Annotated in this window: 15 protein-coding genes; 5 read left to right on the top strand and 10 right to left on the bottom strand. The window is 46.7% G+C overall.

The genetic code is table 11. The features are described from left to right. Nucleotides 1-21: 21 nt before the first annotated feature. The 4 genes from phoU to CTT30_RS03125 are packed head-to-tail and all read right to left on the bottom strand — an operon-like array spanning nt 22 to nt 5,426. On the bottom strand, nt 22-720 hold the full coding sequence (gene phoU, locus CTT30_RS03140) for a phosphate signaling complex protein PhoU (protein ID WP_045976565.1): 699 nt from the start codon (nt 718-720) through the stop codon (nt 22-24). Nucleotides 721-741: 21 nt separating this feature from the next. Beyond that, the gene (pstB, locus tag CTT30_RS03135) at nt 742-1,560 is read right to left on the bottom strand and encodes a phosphate ABC transporter ATP-binding protein PstB (RefSeq protein ID WP_239837446.1); all 819 of its coding nucleotides are present in this window, start codon (nt 1,558-1,560) and stop codon (nt 742-744) included. Nucleotides 1,561-1,563: 3 nt separating this feature from the next. Continuing rightward, entirely contained in the window at nt 1,564-3,210 is a 1,647-nt protein-coding gene (gene pstA, locus CTT30_RS03130; protein WP_252036010.1) for a phosphate ABC transporter permease PstA, read from the bottom strand. Nucleotides 3,211-3,236: 26 nt separating this feature from the next. After that, a complete protein-coding gene (locus tag CTT30_RS03125) occupies nt 3,237-5,426 on the bottom strand; it encodes an ABC transporter permease subunit (RefSeq protein ID WP_252036009.1) in 2,190 nt (729 codons plus the stop codon). A 195-nt stretch (nt 5,427-5,621) separates the two neighbouring features. Between CTT30_RS03125 and ppk1 the strand changes: the two genes are divergently transcribed. Both ppk1 and ppx read left to right on the top strand, forming a co-directional pair. Then, nucleotides 5,622-7,733, top strand: coding sequence for a polyphosphate kinase 1 (gene ppk1 / locus CTT30_RS03120; RefSeq protein ID WP_252036008.1), 2,112 nt, complete (start codon nt 5,622-5,624; stop codon nt 7,731-7,733). Then, nucleotides 7,708-9,207 carry an exopolyphosphatase gene (gene ppx / locus CTT30_RS03115; protein WP_252036007.1) on the top strand — a complete coding sequence of 500 codons (1,500 nt, stop codon included), beginning with the start codon at nt 7,708-7,710 and terminating at the stop codon, nt 9,205-9,207. Before ppk1 ends, ppx begins: the two co-directional genes overlap by 26 nt. Nucleotides 9,208-9,267: 60 nt before the next feature. On the opposite strand, the gene CTT30_RS03110 is transcribed toward ppx, so the two are convergent. Genes CTT30_RS03110 through phoB form a run of 3 tightly spaced genes read right to left on the bottom strand, consistent with a single transcriptional unit; the run spans nt 9,268 to nt 12,241 of the window. Next, nucleotides 9,268-10,227 (bottom strand): PstS family phosphate ABC transporter substrate-binding protein, encoded by a 960-nt coding sequence (locus CTT30_RS03110; RefSeq protein WP_252036006.1) that lies wholly within the window; start codon nt 10,225-10,227, stop codon nt 9,268-9,270. Next, nucleotides 10,227-11,525, bottom strand: coding sequence for a phosphate regulon sensor histidine kinase PhoR (phoR, locus tag CTT30_RS03105; protein WP_006959747.1), 1,299 nt, complete (start codon nt 11,523-11,525; stop codon nt 10,227-10,229). The genes CTT30_RS03110 and phoR overlap by 1 nt, the downstream gene beginning before the upstream one ends. Before the next feature lie 26 nt (nt 11,526-11,551). Next, on the bottom strand, nt 11,552-12,241 hold the full coding sequence (phoB, locus tag CTT30_RS03100) for a phosphate regulon transcriptional regulator PhoB (protein ID WP_006959748.1): 690 nt from the start codon (nt 12,239-12,241) through the stop codon (nt 11,552-11,554). A gap of 207 nt (nt 12,242-12,448) precedes the next feature. Between phoB and rdgC the strand changes: the two genes are divergently transcribed. The 3 genes from rdgC (at nt 12,449) to CTT30_RS03085 (ending at nt 15,184) form a co-directional block, all read left to right on the top strand. After that, nucleotides 12,449-13,363 carry a recombination-associated protein RdgC gene (gene rdgC, locus CTT30_RS03095; RefSeq protein ID WP_252036005.1) on the top strand — a complete coding sequence of 305 codons (915 nt, stop codon included), beginning with the start codon at nt 12,449-12,451 and terminating at the stop codon, nt 13,361-13,363. 163 nt (nt 13,364-13,526) lie between these two features. After that, the gene (gene trhP, locus CTT30_RS03090; protein WP_171341252.1) at nt 13,527-14,927 is read left to right on the top strand and encodes a prephenate-dependent tRNA uridine(34) hydroxylase TrhP; all 1,401 of its coding nucleotides are present in this window, start codon (nt 13,527-13,529) and stop codon (nt 14,925-14,927) included. A 2-nt stretch (nt 14,928-14,929) separates the two neighbouring features. After that, on the top strand, nt 14,930-15,184 hold the full coding sequence (locus CTT30_RS03085; protein ID WP_006959752.1) for a YfhL family 4Fe-4S dicluster ferredoxin: 255 nt from the start codon (nt 14,930-14,932) through the stop codon (nt 15,182-15,184). Between the two features lie 34 nt (nt 15,185-15,218). Here the strand turns inward: CTT30_RS03085 and CTT30_RS03080 are convergent, their stop codons facing one another. The 3 genes from CTT30_RS03080 to CTT30_RS03070 form a co-directional block, all read right to left on the bottom strand. Continuing rightward, the gene (locus tag CTT30_RS03080; protein ID WP_252036004.1) at nt 15,219-16,556 is read right to left on the bottom strand and encodes an IS4 family transposase; all 1,338 of its coding nucleotides are present in this window, start codon (nt 16,554-16,556) and stop codon (nt 15,219-15,221) included. A 125-nt stretch (nt 16,557-16,681) separates the two neighbouring features. Then, on the bottom strand, nt 16,682-17,536 hold the full coding sequence (gene mepA / locus CTT30_RS03075; RefSeq protein ID WP_252036003.1) for a penicillin-insensitive murein endopeptidase: 855 nt from the start codon (nt 17,534-17,536) through the stop codon (nt 16,682-16,684). Between the two features lie 23 nt (nt 17,537-17,559). Beyond that, nucleotides 17,560-17,892 carry a tautomerase family protein gene (locus tag CTT30_RS03070; protein ID WP_252036002.1) on the bottom strand — a complete coding sequence of 111 codons (333 nt, stop codon included), beginning with the start codon at nt 17,890-17,892 and terminating at the stop codon, nt 17,560-17,562. Between the last annotated feature and the right edge of the window lie 98 nt (nt 17,893-17,990).

The raw sequence follows: 17,990 nt of genomic DNA, 5'->3' as shown, positions 1-17,990 counted from the left end.
AATCTACGCATCACCACAGATTTAACGCAGCGCATCATCTATGCTTTGTTCGCCCAAGTGGCGAACATCTTTGCCTTTAACAAAGTAGATGATGTATTCACAGATATTTTGGCAGCGATCCCCTACTCGCTCAATCGCTCGAGCAGACCACATCACTTGCAGGATATGGGGAATGTTCTTCGGGTCTTCCATCATGTAGGTCATCAACTGGCGGATCACCGCTTCGTATTCTGCATCAATTTTGTCATCCAGCTTGTATACTTCCGCCGCTGAATCGACATCCATACGTGCAAACGCATCTAAAACCTGATGCAACATACCGATTGCCTGACGACAAAGTGGCTCAAGAGAGACTTGGAACATCTGCTCTTTGGATGATGGGCTTTCAATCGCCACATAAGCCATTTTGGTGGCGACATCTCCAATGCGCTCAAGGTCAGTGATGGTCTTAATGATCGCCATGATCAAGCGTAAGTCTTTCGCAGTAGGCTGACGTTTGGCAATGATTCTCGTACAAGCTTCATCGATAGAGACTTCCATCGCATTCACTTTGTGATCGTCACGCACGACTTTACGCGCTAGCTCAATGTCCTCTTTGTGCAGTGCCTGCATAGCAAAAGATAACTGCTGCTCAACCAAGCCTCCCATCGTCAGCACGTGGGTTCGGATGGATTCTAATTCGACATTAAACTGTCCTGATATGTGACGTCCAAAGTTCATGAAATATCTGTATCTCCCTTATTAGCCGTATCTACCTGTGATGTAGTCTTCCGTTTGTTTTTTCATTGGCGAAGTGAAAATCGAATCCGTATCTGAGTATTCGATCAACTTACCCATATGGATAAATGCCGTGTGATCGCTGACCCGTGCAGCCTGCTGCATGTTATGAGTAACAATAACTACAGTATATTTGGTTTTAAGATCATTGATCAGTTCTTCAATGGTCAGAGTGGAAATCGGGTCTAGTGCCGAGGTCGGTTCATCAAGAAGTAATACTTCAGGTTCAATCGCAATCGCACGAGCAATGACCAAACGCTGCTGCTGACCACCAGACAAACCAAACGCATTCTCATGTAGCCTGTCTTTCACCTCTTCCCATAGCGCCGCGGCACGCAGGGAGTGCTCAACAGCATCATCAAGAACTCGGCTGTTGCGAATACCCTGCAAGCGCAGACCATATACGACGTTTTCATAAATTGATTTAGGGAAAGGATTCGGACGCTGAAACACCATCCCGACCCGGCGACGTAGTGTTGCTACATCAACCTGTGGGTGGTAGATATTTTTACTATGCAGTTTGACTTTCCCTTCCACGCGGCACCCTTCCACCAGGTCATTCATTCGGTTGATGCAACGTAAAAGCGTTGATTTACCACACCCTGAAGGCCCGATAAACGCCGTCACCTGACCTTTAGGAATGCGCATGGAAATATCGCTCAGTGCCTGAGTATTCTGGTAGAACAGGTTCAGATCTTCGATTGCAATTGCAGTCTGTTCTTCACTCAGGTTGTTCACATCTAATGGCGCTTGATAGCCTAATGTCTGATTAACTGAAAACATCTCTTAATCTTGCCCCAGAGTCCGATATTTCTCGCGTAGGTTATTGCGAATACTGATCGCCGTCAGGTTCAGTCCGACGATGACACTCACCAGCAAGAACGACGTGGCGTAAACCAACGGCCTTGCACTTTCAATATTAGTGGTTTGGAAACCAACATCATAGATGTGGAAACCTAAATGCATGAATTTTCTATCCAGATGCAAAAATGGGAATTGGCTATCAACCGGCAAGCTAGATGCCAATTTGACTGCCCCCACCAGCATCAAAGGCGCTACTTCGCCTGCAGCACGGGCAACGGCCAGAATCAGTCCGGTAATGATCGCTGGGCTTGCCATTGGCAATACAATTCGCCACATTGTTTCAAACTGAGTTGCTCCGAGCGCCAAAGAACCATGACGGACGGAACTTGGGATGCGGGTCAAACCTTCTTCGGTAGCCACAATTACAACGGGCAGTGTCAGCACCGCCAATGTCAGCGCTGACCAAAGTAAACCCGGCGTACCAAATGTCGGCGTTGGCAACTTCTCCTCATAAAACAAGGCATCAATTGACCCGCCTAAGGTATAGACAAAAAAGCCTAAGCCAAACACACCGTAAACGATCGAAGGGACACCTGCGAGGTTAATAACCGCGACTCGAATCAAACGTGTAAAGGCATTACTTTTGGCATACTCATGGAGATAAATCGCCGCAATCACGCCCAGAGGCATAACGATAATCGACATGATCAGCACCAGTAAAACCGTACCAAACATGGCAGGGAATACACCGCCTTCAGAATTTGATTCTCGCGGATCGTCGGATAAGAACTTCCATGCTTGATGTGCCCACTGAGCGACTTTTTCTAGCAACGTCATTTGGTTTGGATACCAAACATCCAAAATTTGGCTGAGAGGGATTCGGTATTGATTGCCTTTCATATCTTCGACAATCAGGCCCTGCTGAGCCAATTCTAATCTCAGTGCATCCAGCTGTGATTCCATCTCCGCAAGCTGCTGGCTAAACATGCTCGATTGAGCGTCGTAACGTTTGATGAATTCGGCATCTAAGCGACCATTCAGTTCACGTCTTTTCTTCTCTAAACGCAACCTGTCAGCCTGAGCACTGATCACTTTGATCTGCTTCTCTACCAAACGGTCAATTTTAGTACGTTGCTTATCGGCAAATACCAGCGCGCGTTCAACATCGGTTTTAGCCTGCTCGCTTACCTTACCATCAGAGGTAAAATATCCTTTCGGTTGACCGTAAAAATCCCCACCTCGGGTCCGTTCAACCACTGCCCAACCTTCAGGCTTTGAACGTTCAAGCAAGTCGACTTCCAGAATAGAAACAAAGTCAGCAGGGTAAATATCACGATTGGCAATCTTAATACTCAGTCGCTGAACTAAGCCTTTCTCCTCGACTTCAGGAGTGAGGGCAATGTCCATTTCGCGTAAGTGGCTGATCGGCACATATTCTTCGGCGTAAAGCTGTCCAATCAAGACATCACCCTGTTCGGTTTTCCACTGGTAAAGGGGGGCAGGCCAAAAATAGGACAAACCTTTCCAACCGATAAGCAGTAGCAAACCAAGCACTGACAGCAAACTAATGCTGACTGCTCCGCCTGTTAGCCAGACCCATGGTGAACCAGACTTTAGCCACTTAAACACGCTCAATGCCCCTCGGATAACTTCGATTACAGCGCACGATATTTATCCCTTAACCTTTGACGAACCCATTCCGCGAGCGAGTTAACCGCGAAAGTAAACACCAGCAAAATCAGCGCCGCCAAAAATAGAATTCGATAATGAGAGCTGCCCACTTCCGACTCAGGCATTTCAACTGCGATAGTGGCAGACAGGGTGCGCATACCCTCTAGAATATTCCAATCCATGATTGGCGTATTACCTGTAGCCATCAGCACAATCATGGTTTCCCCTACCGCTCGGCCAAGGCCCATCATAATGGCTGAAAAAATACCCGGGCTGGCGGTCAACAACACGACATGAATCAGGGTTTGCCAGGGTGTCGCGCCTAAGGCCAAAGATCCATCAGACAGGTGCTTAGGCACCGAGAAAATCGCATCTTCCGCAATGGTGAAAATGGTTGGGATAACCGCAAACCCCATCGCAAAACCCACCACTAGAGCATTGCGTTGATCAAAGTCAATTCCCTGCTCAGCTAAATACGCTCGAACATCGCCATTGAACAACCATTGTTCAATATTGCCACTCTGGCTCAGAATCACCGCTGTAAATACCACCATTGCAGGCATCAAAATCACCGCATGCAGGCCGTTCGGTAAACGACCACTCCACCGGCGTGGTAATTTGTGCCATATGGCGCCGATGACGATGGTCGAAATGGGTAAAAATAACATCAAAGAAACCACTGCTGCCAAATGGCTTTCCACAAGTGGGGCGAACCATAACCCAGCGAGAAATCCGATAATCACAGTTGGTAATGCTTCCATCAGTTCGATTGAAGGTTTCACCACTCGTCGCATTGATGGCGTCATGAAATAGGCGGTGTAAATAGCGCCAAGAACCGCAATCGGCACGGCAAACATCATGGCAAACGCCGCCGCTTTTAGCGTACCAAACGCAATCGGTACAAGACTAAATTTGGCTTCGAACTGATCATTTGCCGATGTGGTTTGCCAAACAAATTCAGGTTCTGGGTAACTCTCATACCAAACTTTCTGCCAAAGCGACGACAAGGATATTTCTGGGAATGGATTATCCACATAAGCAACACTGAGCTGCGAGTCAGAGAGTGCCAACAAGTATTTTTCATTGTTAGACATTGCCGCCAGTTGCGGTGCTTTGTCGTAGGCACGTTTAAAAATTACCAGCTTTTCACTGGTCGTATAATGACTCTGTACCGTGCCATTAAGATAAAAGCTGTAAAAGCCTTTACGGTAAGTATCAGGCAGTAAGAATTGCAGCTGTGAAGCCAGTTTAAAGTCACGAATTTGAGTGAGGTTTCTTTGCCCATCACTCAACACATCAAACCACTGTGAGACTAGCCCATCTTGGTGACTGACCAATAAAGAGTAGGCTCCAGACAACAGCTTTATGTCCGTGACCGCATGCTTGCTCTCTCCTTGGCTCAAATCAACGACTTCACGGACAACAAAGTTCGCTAAGCCTTTTTGAGCAACCACCAGTTCAGAGCCAGTTCTTAAATAAAGAGTCTTTCCATCAGGCGTGAGAATAATCTGTTCTAAGTCGGGAAAAGGGGTTGCAAACTCAAACTGCTGTAGAGCTTGTTTACCATCACGCCAGCGGATTTGGACAGTATCATCATCGTAATGGCCGACCAAGGTCACCTGTTCAGCTTTAGAAAATGCAAACGATGTTAGCTGTGAACCCGAGTCCGTCTGAAGGTCAAACTCCAATGGCCACTGATTCACTTCTGGAGAGAAAGTACGTTTATCATCTTGTAAAGAGCTCGACATCTCAGGTCGATACAACAGAACCTCACCTGCGGGTGTCGCAGCTCCCAACCAGCCTTGATCTGGACTGCCATTGGTATAAATCGTGTATTGTGAGCCGAGCTCTACCGACAAACTGGATTGTGGAGACTGGTGAGTCAACGACCAAAAATCGACATAACCAGCTTTTGAGACCACATAAGCGTGCTCACCATAGTCATCGATTCCGGCGGCCACTGGAGCGGCCGTCGTAATAGGTTGGATGGCAACATTGGGGGTTAGCTTAGCATCAGAAAAAAGAGGCAGGACCATCATTGCTAGATAAACGAAGATCAATACCAGTGCAGCCAAAACACCGACACCACCTGTCGATACCGCTAGCCGAACTAAACGATCTTTGATTAGTCGCTTTCGATCACGTTCTCGCAATGAAAATTCGGCTTTAGCCATTTCTCTCACTTACCTGCATTTACCCAGATGTATAATATGTCGATTAGGTGACAATTATATTACAGATCGCAATAAACAACTGAAAATAATGCAATAAGAACATGCAATAAAAGTGTCATACAAACCCCTTAATTTCTAAACCAGTTCCATTTTTCCCAGTGCAATTTAGTTAGGTTCGTCAATAAAGGTCAGGGTATGAGTGCAGAAAAGCTTTACATTGAAAAAGAATTAAGTTGGTTGTCTTTCAATGAGCGAGTGCTCCAAGAGGCCGCAGATAAAACAGTGCCACTTATTGAAAGAATTCGATTTTTAGGCATTTTTTCCAACAACTTAGACGAGTTCTACAAAGTACGATTTTCCGATGTGAAACGTCGTATTCTCATCAACCAAGAGCGGGGAGGAAATGATAACTCCAAGCACTTACTGACCAAAATGCAAACCAAAGCACTCAGGCTCAATGAACGGTTTGATGAGCTGTACGCAGAGCTGATCCGTGATATGGCGCGCCGGAGAATTTTTCTGGTGAATGAAACCCAACTCAATGAATCTCAGGAAAAGTGGATCAAAAAATACTTCCACAACCAAGTTTTACCACACGTCACACCTTTATTAATGAGAGACGACATTGATGTTCTGCAGTTTCTCAAAGATGAATACGCCTACATCGCAGTTGAGCTGCGAAAACAAGATCAAAATCAATATGCACTGATCGAGATACCGACTGATCACTTACCTCGCTTCGTGATGGTACCAGAACAAAAAGGCAAGCGACGTAAGACCATTATTCTACTCGACAATATCATTCGTTATTGTCTTGATGAGTTATTCAGTGGTTTTTTCGATTACGACGAACTGAACGGTTACGCGATGAAAATGACTCGCGACGCGGAATATGATCTCAGTCATGAGGTGGAGCATAGCCTACTAGAACAAATGTCCGAGGGGGTGAGTCAGCGCCTGACCGCCATGCCTGTCCGTTTTGTTTATGAGCGTAACATGCCAGAAGAGATGCTGGCATTCCTATGTGACAAGCTGCAAATTTCCAACTATGACAGTCTGATTCCCGGTGGACGCTACCATAACTTCAAAGACTTCATCGGTTTTCCAAATGTCGGCCGAGAATACTTGGAGAACAAACCTCTCCCCCCCATAAAGTGCGCTGACTTTGATGGCTACGCCAACAAATTTGATGCGATCAAGAACCAAGACATTCTACTTTATTACCCTTACCATACTTTTGAGCACATCACAGAGCTGGTTCGTCAGGCATCTTTTGACCCTAAAGTACTGAGTATCAAAATCAATATCTACCGAGTGGCGAAAGACTCACGGTTAATGAATTCATTGATCGATGCTGTTCATAACGGCAAACAAGTTACGGTAGTGGTCGAATTACAAGCACGATTCGATGAAGAAGCCAACATCGAATGGTCAAAGGTGCTCACTGAAGCGGGGGTACAAGTCATCTTTGGCACTCCGGGGCTAAAGATCCACTCTAAGTTGCTGCTAATTAGCCGCCGAGAAGAAGAGGAAATCGTTCGTTACGCCCATATCGGGACTGGGAACTTCCACGAGAAAACAGCTCGTATTTACACCGACTTCTCTCTACTCACTGCAGATCCCGAAATCACTAATGAAGTGCGTAATGTCTTTGGGTACATCGAAAACCCATACCGACCAGCAAGATTTGAGCATCTAATGGTTTCACCGCGTAACTCGCGCAAGCAGCTCTATCGCCTGATAGATGGTGAAATTGCTAATGCGAAGTTGGGCAAAAAAGCCGCCATCACGCTAAAAGTAAACAATTTGGTCGATAAAGGGCTTGTTAACAAGCTTTACGGTGCCAGTACTGCCGGAGTTGAGATCAAAATGATCATTCGTGGTATGTGTTCATTGGTCCCAGGTGTAGAGGGAGTGAGCGACAATATCCAGATCATCAGTATTGTTGATCGCTTCCTTGAGCACCCACGCGTCATCATTACTCATAATGATGGTGATCCTCAAGTGTACATTTCTTCAGCCGACTGGATGACGCGTAACATCGATTATCGTATTGAAGTCACCGCTCCAGTCCGTGACCAACGTCTTAAACAGCGAATTATTGATATCATTAACATCCAGTTTACCGATACAGTAAAAGCCCGTTGGATAGACAAAGAAATGAGCAATACTTATGTTCCGCGAGGTAACCGCAAGAAAGTTCGCTCACAGGTTGCCATTTATGACTATCTTAAACATGTAGAAAAACAAACTAAGAAACGTAAAGAACTGTCCCTAACTCATGACTCAGTCCCCGGAAATTCGTGATGTTGCCGCGATTGATCTTGGCTCTAACAGCTTCCACATGGTGGTCGCACGCGTAGTAGATCAAGATTTGCAACTGGTCAGCCGCCATAAGCAGCGAGTACGTCTTGCTGCTGGTTTAGATGCTCAAAAGAACCTAGATAACGCCTCAATCGAACGAGGGTTAGAATGCTTAGCCATGTTTGCTGAGCGCCTACAAGGTTTTGAAGAAAGCAACGTTCGTATTGCGGCAACGCATACGCTACGTCAAGCAAACAATGCACATATTTTCCTTCAACGCGCGCGAGAAGTGTTGCCATTTCCGATTGAAATCATCCCCGGCGTCGAAGAAGCACGCCTAATTTACCTCGGAGTGGCACACACTCAACCAGAATCAGACTCAAAGTTAGTGGTCGATATTGGTGGTGGTAGTACTGAGATGATCATAGGCAAAGGTTTCGAAGCAGAACTGATCAACAGCAAACAAATGGGCTGCGTCAGCTTCACCAAGCTCTACTTTGCCAACGGTAAACTTTCACGCAAAAACTTTGCTAATGCCACACTCGCCGCCGAACAGCGAATCGAGTCCATCGCACACCGCTATCGAAAGCAAGGTTGGGAAGTTGCATTCGGCTCTTCGGGGACCATCAAAGCTATTCGCGAAGTATTGCTGAGTATGGGGTTTGAAGATTGCATCATCACTGCAAAGCGTCTCGACAAGCTGATCGAGAAACTCTGCGAATGGTCCGTGATTGATGAAATCGAATTGAGTGGCTTAACTCCAGAGAGAAAACCGGTTTTCGCTGCTGGGGTGGCTATTCTGGCTGCCATATTCAAAGATCTTAAAATAGATGAAATGCATTTTTCAGAAGGCGCATTACGTGAAGGCCTGTTGTTTGAGATGGAAGACGGCTTTAAACGCTCTGACATCCGGATGAGAACCACAGAAAACTTGGCGAATAAGCATCTGGTTGATCTTGAACATGCGGCTAAGATTAAACATCAAGCGCAATCTTTCCTACAACAAGTTCATCAACAACTTGGTATCAAAAAAAGCTCTGAGCTGTTTGATCTACTCGACTGGAGTGCTCTACTTCATGAAGTCGGACTCAGTATCAGTTTGCAGGCCTTTCATCGCCACTCTGCTTACATTCTGCGCCACACCTACATGCCTGGTTTTAACCGCGAACAACAAACCGTACTCGCCATGTTGGTTCGCTTTCAACGTAAAGCACTAAAGCTGCACGAAATGGCAGAGTTCGCCTTATTTAAGAAAAAACACATCATAGGTCTGATTCGTATTCTGCGGCTAGCTATTTTACTCAATGGACAACGTAGCGAAGATGCCTTACCAGAATTAGCGCTGACCATTGATGGCGAGAAATGGACATTGAACTCAGATGACGCACAGTGGTTAGAGAACAATAAATTACTTCATGCTGATTTGATCACTGAGCAAGAGTACTGGTTGGCGGCAGGCTGGGAGCTTAGCTTTTAGCTATGACTCCCGCTAGCAATGAGATAACTATTGGGGCGTTCTCAGTTTATCAACATCGACTCAGTCGACGATACCAACCTTGGCTAACTCTTGACGCGCAATGTCGGCGGACATAGGTACATAACCATCTTTCTCAACTAGCTTTTGTCCTTGCTGAGAATAGATAAAGCGAATAAATTCTCTCTCGATTGGAGGAAGGGGCTTATGCGGATTCTTATTCACATAAACGTAAAGGTAGCGTGATAGTGGGTACTTACCTGTAAGAATGTTTTCTTGACTGGCTTCCACATACTTTTCGCCTTGTTTAGCAATAGGCAGCAGTTTCACACCAGAGACCTGGTAGCCAACACCTGAGTACCCAATGGTGTTAATTGCCGACGCTACAGACTGAACGACGGACGCCGAACCCGGCTGTTCATTGACATTACTTTTAAAGTCCCCACCACACAGCGCATTATTCTTAAAGTATCCGTAAGTCCCCGAGACCGAGTTACGACCAAATAGCTGTATACTGCGTTTAGCCCAGTGATAATCGAGCCCTAAATCCGCCCAAGTCAGTACAGGCTGGGTGCTACCGCAACGTAGAGTGGCAGAAAAAATAGCATCAAGTTGGGTGAAGTTGAGCCCTTTAAGTGGGTTATCACGGTGGACAAAGATACCGATCGCGTCAATCGCAATACGTAGCTCAGTGGGTTTGTAGCCATGTTCACGCTCAAAGGCTTCAATTTCCCGATTTCGCATCGGTCGACTCATTGGGCCAAATTGCGCGGTACCTTCGGTTAACGCTGGAGGAGCCGTTGAAGAGCCAGAGGCTTGCACCTGACCATTCACGCTCGGGTAAAGCTGCTTAAACTCTTCTACCCACAAGGTTGTCATGCCGGCTAATGTGTCAGAACCAACACTGGTTAAACTGCCAGTAATACCGGGCACTTTTTGATATTCAGATAGGCTCGTTGAAGCCGCTTGGGCACCAAAGGAGAAGCTGGCAGAAATAATAAGAGTAGTGAGCGCTAACTTCATTAATTCACCACCAAACGAGGTGGTAGCACGAATGAGAATTTACTGCCGACACCGACTTCAGACTGTATTTCTAGATGCGAATCGTGATGCGTCAACGCATGTTTGACGATCGCTAAACCAAGACCACTGCCACCAGTATCTCTTGAACGCGCTTTATCCACTCGATAGAAACGCTCAGTGAGTCGGTGTAAATGTTGAGGCTCAATACCTTCACCGCCATCTTCCACTTCTAAACATGCACCTTGCGCAGTCTGATACCAACGCACTCGGACATCGGCACCTGCTGGTGTGTATTTCACTGCGTTATAAACCAAGTTTGAAATGGCACTGCGTAGTTGGTCTTCATCACCAAGTACACGCAGGCTGTTATCAATATCAAAGTTCAGCTTATGCTGCTGATCGCCACTCAAACTCGCCGCTTCTTTCTCCAACACATCTAGCATTGCTGGGACATTCACTACGTCTTCCAGTTCATGCATTGGCGCCGCTTCAATCTTAGATAATGTGAGCAGTTGATTAACCAAGCTGTTCATACGATTGAGCTGCTCAGTCATTACGCCATGGGCTTTAGTCCACATAGGGCCGACGACCATATCCGGGTCTTCGGTCATTTCCAGATAGCCTTGCAACACCGTCATTGGCGTGCGCAGTTCGTGAGAAACATTGGCAAAGAAATTACGACGCATGCCTTCCAACTGCTTAAGCTGAGACACATCACGCACCACCATCAGATGCTCACCTTCAGTGTACGGCACAATACGCAGCTCAAGCATACGCTCGACATTAAGTGGAGAACGCATCTCTAGAGGCTCTGAGAAATCTTGTTTATTAAGATACTTAATGAAATCTGGAGTGCGGATAAGGTTGGAAATCGGCTGACCTGAATCGTCCGGCCAACGGAAGCCGAGTAAGTGTTGGGCGAGCTTATTACACCAAACGATATTGCCTTCACTGCGGAACACAACAACTGCATCCGGTAAGGATTCAGCACCATTTCGGAATCGGCGAATCAGATTGGTCAACTCTTTGCGCTTTTTGCGCTGGCGCTGCTGCAAGCGATAGATGCCGTTAAATAACGACTCCCAGTTTCCACTTCCCGATGGCGGTGTCAGGCGCTTTTCATCCCACAACCACGCCGAAAGGCGCATCTGATTATGAAGATGCCATACAAGCTGCAAAACCGTGGCCGCTAAAAGCAACCACGGCATATGACCGAAAATCCATCCGACAATCACCCAAGGGGTGTAAAAAAAAGCCAGCTCCCAGGCTAGCTTTTTCCAAGTTAACCGCTCTACCACTTACCTCTCCAGATGGTTAATTTAAATTATGCCTTGGTTGAGAAACGGTAGCCTGCACCACGTACCGTCTGAATCAGCTTGTCATGGCCTGCCGCTTCTAATGCTTTGCGCAGACGACGAATGTGTACATCTACAGTACGGTCTTCAACATACACGTTGGTTCCCCATACGTTGTTCAGCAGTTGCTCTCGGCTGTAAACGCGCTCTTGGTGCGTCATAAAGAAGTGCAGCATCTTGAACTCAGTTGGACCCATATCCAGTGGCTGATCGTTCGCGGTTACGCGGTGCGAAACAGGATCCAGCTTCAAGCCCTGCACATCAATCACATCTTCAAGTGCCGTTGGCGTCACACGGCGAATTACCGCTTTAAGACGCGCCACCAGTTCTTTTGGCGAGAATGGCTTAGTAATGTAGTCATCTGCGCCGACTTCCAGACCACGAACCTTGTCTTCTTCTTCACCACGTGCTGTTAACATCACAACTGGAATGTTGCGTGTCAGCTCTTCACGTTTCATGTGTTTGATGAAGTTGATGCCGCTGCCACCAGGTAGCATCCAATCTAGTAGGACTAGATCTGGGAAGGGTTCAGCTAGCTTAGTCACCGCACTATCGTAGTCTTCAGCTTCGACCGCTTGGTAACCTTTTTGCTCAAGAACAAAGCAAAGCATTTCACGAATTGGTGCTTCGTCTTCAACAACCAGAATCCTTCTAGACATAATTGAATAACCTTTGAGTTAGTTGAATTTAATCGGGCATTTACCCTTTGCAACGATAGGCATTATTACCATCAATTATGACACTTTTGTGACCTTTGAAAACAAATTTTCATATAACTTTCATCCCACTATTGCGCTGTTGCAATAGGACAAGCACGGCAAAAGTCTTTATGATTGGCCCCTTAACTTCAGGTATAGAGAAAGTGTATGTGGTTTAAAAACTGTCTGGTTTACCGTTTTAACCGAGATATTGAATTCAAAGCAGACGAGCTGGAAAAGCAGCTTGAAGAGTTTCGTTTTACGCCTTGTGGCAGTCAGGACAAACAAAAGTTTGGCTGGGTGACAGCAATGGGTAAACATGGCGACATGATGACTCACGTGTCTGAAAACCGCATTCTGATCTGCGCGAAGAAAGAAGAGAAAATGCTGCCAGCGTCTGTGATCAAAGAATCACTCAATGCAAAAGTTGAGGCGATGGAAGCACAAGAAGGCCGACCTCTGAAGAAAAAAGAGAAAGACAACCTCAAAGATGACATTGTCATGGATTTGCTACCGCGCGCATTCAGCCGCAGCAACCATACCTTTGTTCTTATTCTGCCTAAAGAAGGCTTTATTCTGGTCGATGCCAGCAGCTATAAAAAAGCGGAAGATGTGCTCGCCCTTCTTCGTAAAACCATGGGTAGCCTACCTGTCGTGCCAGCCATTCCAGAAAAAGCCGTTGAGACCACATTAACTGAATGGGTCAAAACAGGCGACACTCCGGTTGGGATACAGATGTTGGACGAAGCTGAGCTCAAGTCGGTTCTCGAAGAAGGCGGCGTGATCCGCTGTAAGAAACAAGAACTGACGGCAGACGAAATTCGCAGCCACATCGATGCCGATAAGGTAGTGACTAAACTGGCTCTTTGGTGGCAAGAGCGTATTGAGTTCATTCTGGCAGAAGATGGCAGCATCAAACGCCTTAAATTCTCAGATGAGCTGAAAGATCAGAATGATGACATTCCTCGTGAAGATCAGGCTGCACGATTTGACGCTGACTTCTCACTCATGTGCGGCGAGTTAAGCGCCTTCCTGCCAAACTTATACGAGAGCTTAGGCGGCTTACCTCACCCTAACACTTAACCTCCTCTCTAGGTGCTCGACATGTTCGAGCGCCTACCTGTAATCTCCTCACCTAAGTTATGGACTTTTTTCTAGTCACTGGTCACGTTTTGGCGTAAAATTTGCGCCCCAATTCCATAAGGTGGAATGGACCTGACTTGAGATCAGACTAAGAGAATTACACATGACTACTGAGAAAGCATTCGTACCTGAGCTACTGTCACCAGCGGGTAGCCTGAAAAATATGCGTTACGCCTTTGCCTATGGTGCAGACGCGGTATACGCAGGCCAGCCTCGTTACAGCCTTCGCGTACGTAACAACGAGTTCAACCACGAGAACCTAAAAATTGGTATCGACGAAGCGCACGCCCAAGGCAAGAAGCTTTATGTGGTATGTAACATCCAACCTCACAACTCCAAGCTAAAAACCTTCATCCGTGACCTGAAGCCTGTGGTTGAAATGGGCCCTGATGCGCTCATCATGTCGGATCCAGGTCTGATTATGATGGTTCGTGAAGCATTCCCAGAGATGCCAATTCACCTGTCAGTTCAAGCCAACGCCGTCAACTGGGCAACAGTTAAATTCTGGGCAGCCAATGGCGTTGAACGTGTGATTGTTTCTCGTGAGCTTTCTCTGGAAGAGATCGAAGAAATTCGCGAGCACTGTCCTGAAACCGAACTTGAAGTGTTCGTTCACGGTGCTCTATGTATGGCTTACTCTGGTCGTTGTCTCCTATCTGGATACATCAACAAGCGTGACCCTAACCAAGGTACGTGTACCAATGCATGTCGTTGGGAATACAACGTCGAAAAAGGCAAAGAGAACGACTCTGGCGATATCGTTGAAGCCTTCGACCCTAACGAAGCGCAAGCTGTTGAAGTGCAAGATGAACGCCCTGAGGCAACACTTGGTCTAGGTAAACCAACCGATGAAGTAGTACTGCTTTCTGAAAGCCACCGCCCAGAAGAAAAGATGGCAGCTTTCGAAGATGAGCACGGCACTTACATCATGAACTCGAAAGATCTGCGCGCCATTCAGCACGTTGAGCGTCTGACTAAAATGGGTGTTCACTCACTCAAGATTGAAGGTCGTACCAAGTCATTCTACTACTGTGCGCGTACCGCTCAGGTTTATCGTAAAGCGATCGACGATGCAGTCGCGGGCAAGCCATTCGATGAAAGCCTGATGACCACACTTGAGAGCCTAGCTCACCGTGGCTATACAGAGGGCTTCCTACGTCGTCATACGCACGATACTTACCAAAATTACGACTATGGTTACTCCGTATCTGATGCTCAGCAATTTGTCGGTGAGTTCACGGGTAAACGTCGTGGTGATCTGGCTGAAGTTGAAGTAAAGAACAAATTCGTTGTTGGTGACAGCCTTGAGCTTATGACACCGAAAGGCAACGTTGTCTTTACCCTCGAAGCGATGGAAAACCGTAAATCACAACCCGTTGATGACGCAAAAGGAAACGGCCACTTTGTCTTCATTCCTGTACCTCAGGACATGGACTTAGAATACGGTCTGTTAATGCGCAATCTTAATAATGGTCAGGATACCCGTAACCCAACAGGTAAATAACCATGGCGTTGTTGATCACGGATAAGTGCATTAACTGTGATATGTGTGACCCAGAGTGCCCAAACGGCGCGATTACCATGGGTGACACTATCTTTGAGATCGACCCCGATCTTTGCACTGAATGTAAAGGCCACTATGAGAAGCCGACCTGCCAGTCGGTGTGCCCAATCACCAAGTGCATCATCACTGACCCAAATCATGTCGAGACTGAAGAAGAGTTGTTAGAAAAGTTCGTCATCATCCAAGGGTTAGCCTAAACAGAAAATGCCGCTCCACTGAGCGCAACGTAGTTCACTTAAGAGGAGCTGCGTAGCGATTAACAGGGTATCGGGTCTTTGATATTTTTACCGCCCTAGGCCGATTTGGCTTAGGGCGTTTGTCTATAAAGAGGATAGATAAATCTCCTCGAAGGCTCTTTAAGCGTTTCGGCGTGTTACCTAAAGACACCGCTTTACTCATCATTTTGAGCTGGCTGGCTATAAATTGGCAAGCGTACTTAAAGCTGATTTCATTAGGTAAGCGTCCGTGTTCAACGGCAGCTTGACTAGCCTCTCGTCTCACCAAGTTATAACCAAGTAATAACCCCCACAGCTCTTGATAGACGAGTTCGACTGTTTTGCTTCTCAACACTAAAGCGTTGTGTTGCATTGAGCTCTTGATGTCACGATAACCTAATTCGATTTCCCATCTTTCATGATAAAGCTCTGCCACAGATTGAGCGTCATACTGCTCTCTAGGAAGCGAGGTAAACACCGTTTTGGATTTACCTTGAACCTCATAACTGACGGCTCTGACTGTCCATTTTTCTGGAAGACGAGGATTCTTTTTACGAGCTTGCGGTGAGACCTTCATCTCCACAAGCATGTCACTGCTTTCTTTATCATCCAGTAGAGTATATTTGACTCCTTTCCTTGCAGGGAGAAGCCAGTGTCTATTTATTCCACTGTTTTGCAGAGAAAGGAGTAAATCTGCACCATAAAAACCTTTATCCAGTAACGTCACTGAGTTGTCTGGTAGAGCGTTGATGAAAGGCATCGCTAGAGGAATTTCACCTCGGCGATACGGGCTTATCGCCGCATCAACGATGACATGAGAGCGAACATTCATCATAGTCACAACTCTCAATACTGGATGAGGTGTTTGTCTGTTGCTAGACGTATTTCCAGAGCCAAAATGTTCCCTCAATTCTGGTGTGTCAGCCGTTCTAAAAAGAGCGCCATCGACAGCAAAAACTTGTAAGCCTTGCCATGTATCATCAGGGTATCGCTCAAGTCCCCACGTTTTCCCACATTGCTTAAACAGCCATTCGGGTGCTGCTTTGCCTAAGCGTTGTCTTGCTTGGGTTAAGGCGCTCTTTGCCAATAGCTCTTCATCAGCCAAACCGTCAGCACAGACGTTCATTCTTCGAGCGACTTCGGCAATGGGTTCATTGCGGAAAAAAGCCATACCCACAATCAGCCACAACACCATATCGCTCGGTAATCGGCGTCGACGGATAGTCGCTTTATCGGACAGTGAGGCTGCTTTAGCTACCCACGCATCGGGAATGTGTTCAGAAAAGGTGGTGAGTTGGGCAACATCAACAGGGTTTTCTTCAAGGAAGTCGGCAAAGAAGTGTTGAATAGACATAAAAAATCGGAAACCTATAAACAGATTTCCGATTGTCTCTCATCAGAAGGATCGGTCAACCGATCCTTATCTGATCTACATTGGCTCCACTGAGCGGCATTTTTTATTCAATTGAGCAATCCTGCTTAAATACTTTCCAGCAGTAGCTGGCATTCCATCGGCATCACTTTCATTTTTTTCTTCTTCGGTTTACTTACCGCGACTTTTGGCGCGGCAGGTTTGGGCTGTGGTTTCCAACTGGCCAACTCAGCGCCACATCCGTCGCCTTTCGGCGGCGCAGACTGTGGTTTGCACGCGCTGCTACCCTCAGGGCACTTGAGCCTGACATGCATATGATAATGGTGCCCCCACCATGGTCTGACTTTTCTCAACCAGCCCCGCTCTGCTGGTATTTCCTGTGTACACAGTTTTTCTTTGATGACAGGGTGAACGAAAATGCGTGCAACTTCCTCATCACTTGCCGCCATTTTGATCAATTCGAAGTGGCGCTGGTCCCAGCTTCGTTTGACTAACTGATACTGCTGAAGATTGACCACGCTCATTGGTTCAGGCTTACTCAGTTGTTGAGAAGAAAGCTTGTCATCAGCCAGCTTGAGCCAAATATCAATATCCAAGCCAGTCTGATGGCTCGAATGCCCAGAAGAGAAGCGCCCCCCCTGAGGTAATGAGATATCACCAATCAAAATACGAGTGTTAAGGCGCTGCGCAGCCAGAGCGGCTAAACGCTGAACAAAACTAACAGCCTGCGGGTGAGCATAGTAACGTTGTCGCTGGCTACGTAATACTTGGTAGCCCTCTCCTTGAAGAGGCAGTGCCGCCGCGCCTGCAAGACAACCGTTGGTATAGCTACCAATCGCTTGAGGAGATTGCGTCGAAGGTGATTGGATCTTCTCCCAGGGGCTGGCCTGAAGTGAAGAGGTAAAAAGGAGACATACCGCGAGACCAACATGCTTCAACCATCCTTTGATTGCCAATCCCATGAACTATCTCCTAACGTTTCTGTTTAGTAATGCTCACCATTGTCGTAGTAGGATTTGGCATCCAGAGCGGTAAAAATCACCGCGACATCCACATCTTCGCCAATCATCCCACGCACTTGCTGAGTAATAATCGCAGCGACAGCATCCTGAGTTTGCTGCCCACGATCAAACCACAATACCTCAACAAACGGATAGGCCTGACTCACCTCACCTTCATGATAAAACGTAGTGTAGATGTACTCGAATGTGAAATCTTCACGAGGGCAATCCATGTGTGGCTGTAACTCATCAATCAGAGATTTTGATAAAGTTTGAACCGTTTGCGGCTCGACAGCACGAAAACGTAAATGTGGCATAGCTTGCTTCCTTAATTGTATTTTTATCTATCATAACAACTCCGATGACAATGTCTTGTACCGAACGGGGTCTTAGTATCGCTCTATAAAACAAAAGG

The organism is Vibrio coralliilyticus (genome assembly GCF_024449095.1).
Classification (GTDB): domain Bacteria; phylum Pseudomonadota; class Gammaproteobacteria; order Enterobacterales; family Vibrionaceae; genus Vibrio; species Vibrio coralliilyticus_A.
Note: the sequence above shows the minus strand (reverse complement) of the source record. Positions and strands in the feature narration are given on the sequence as shown.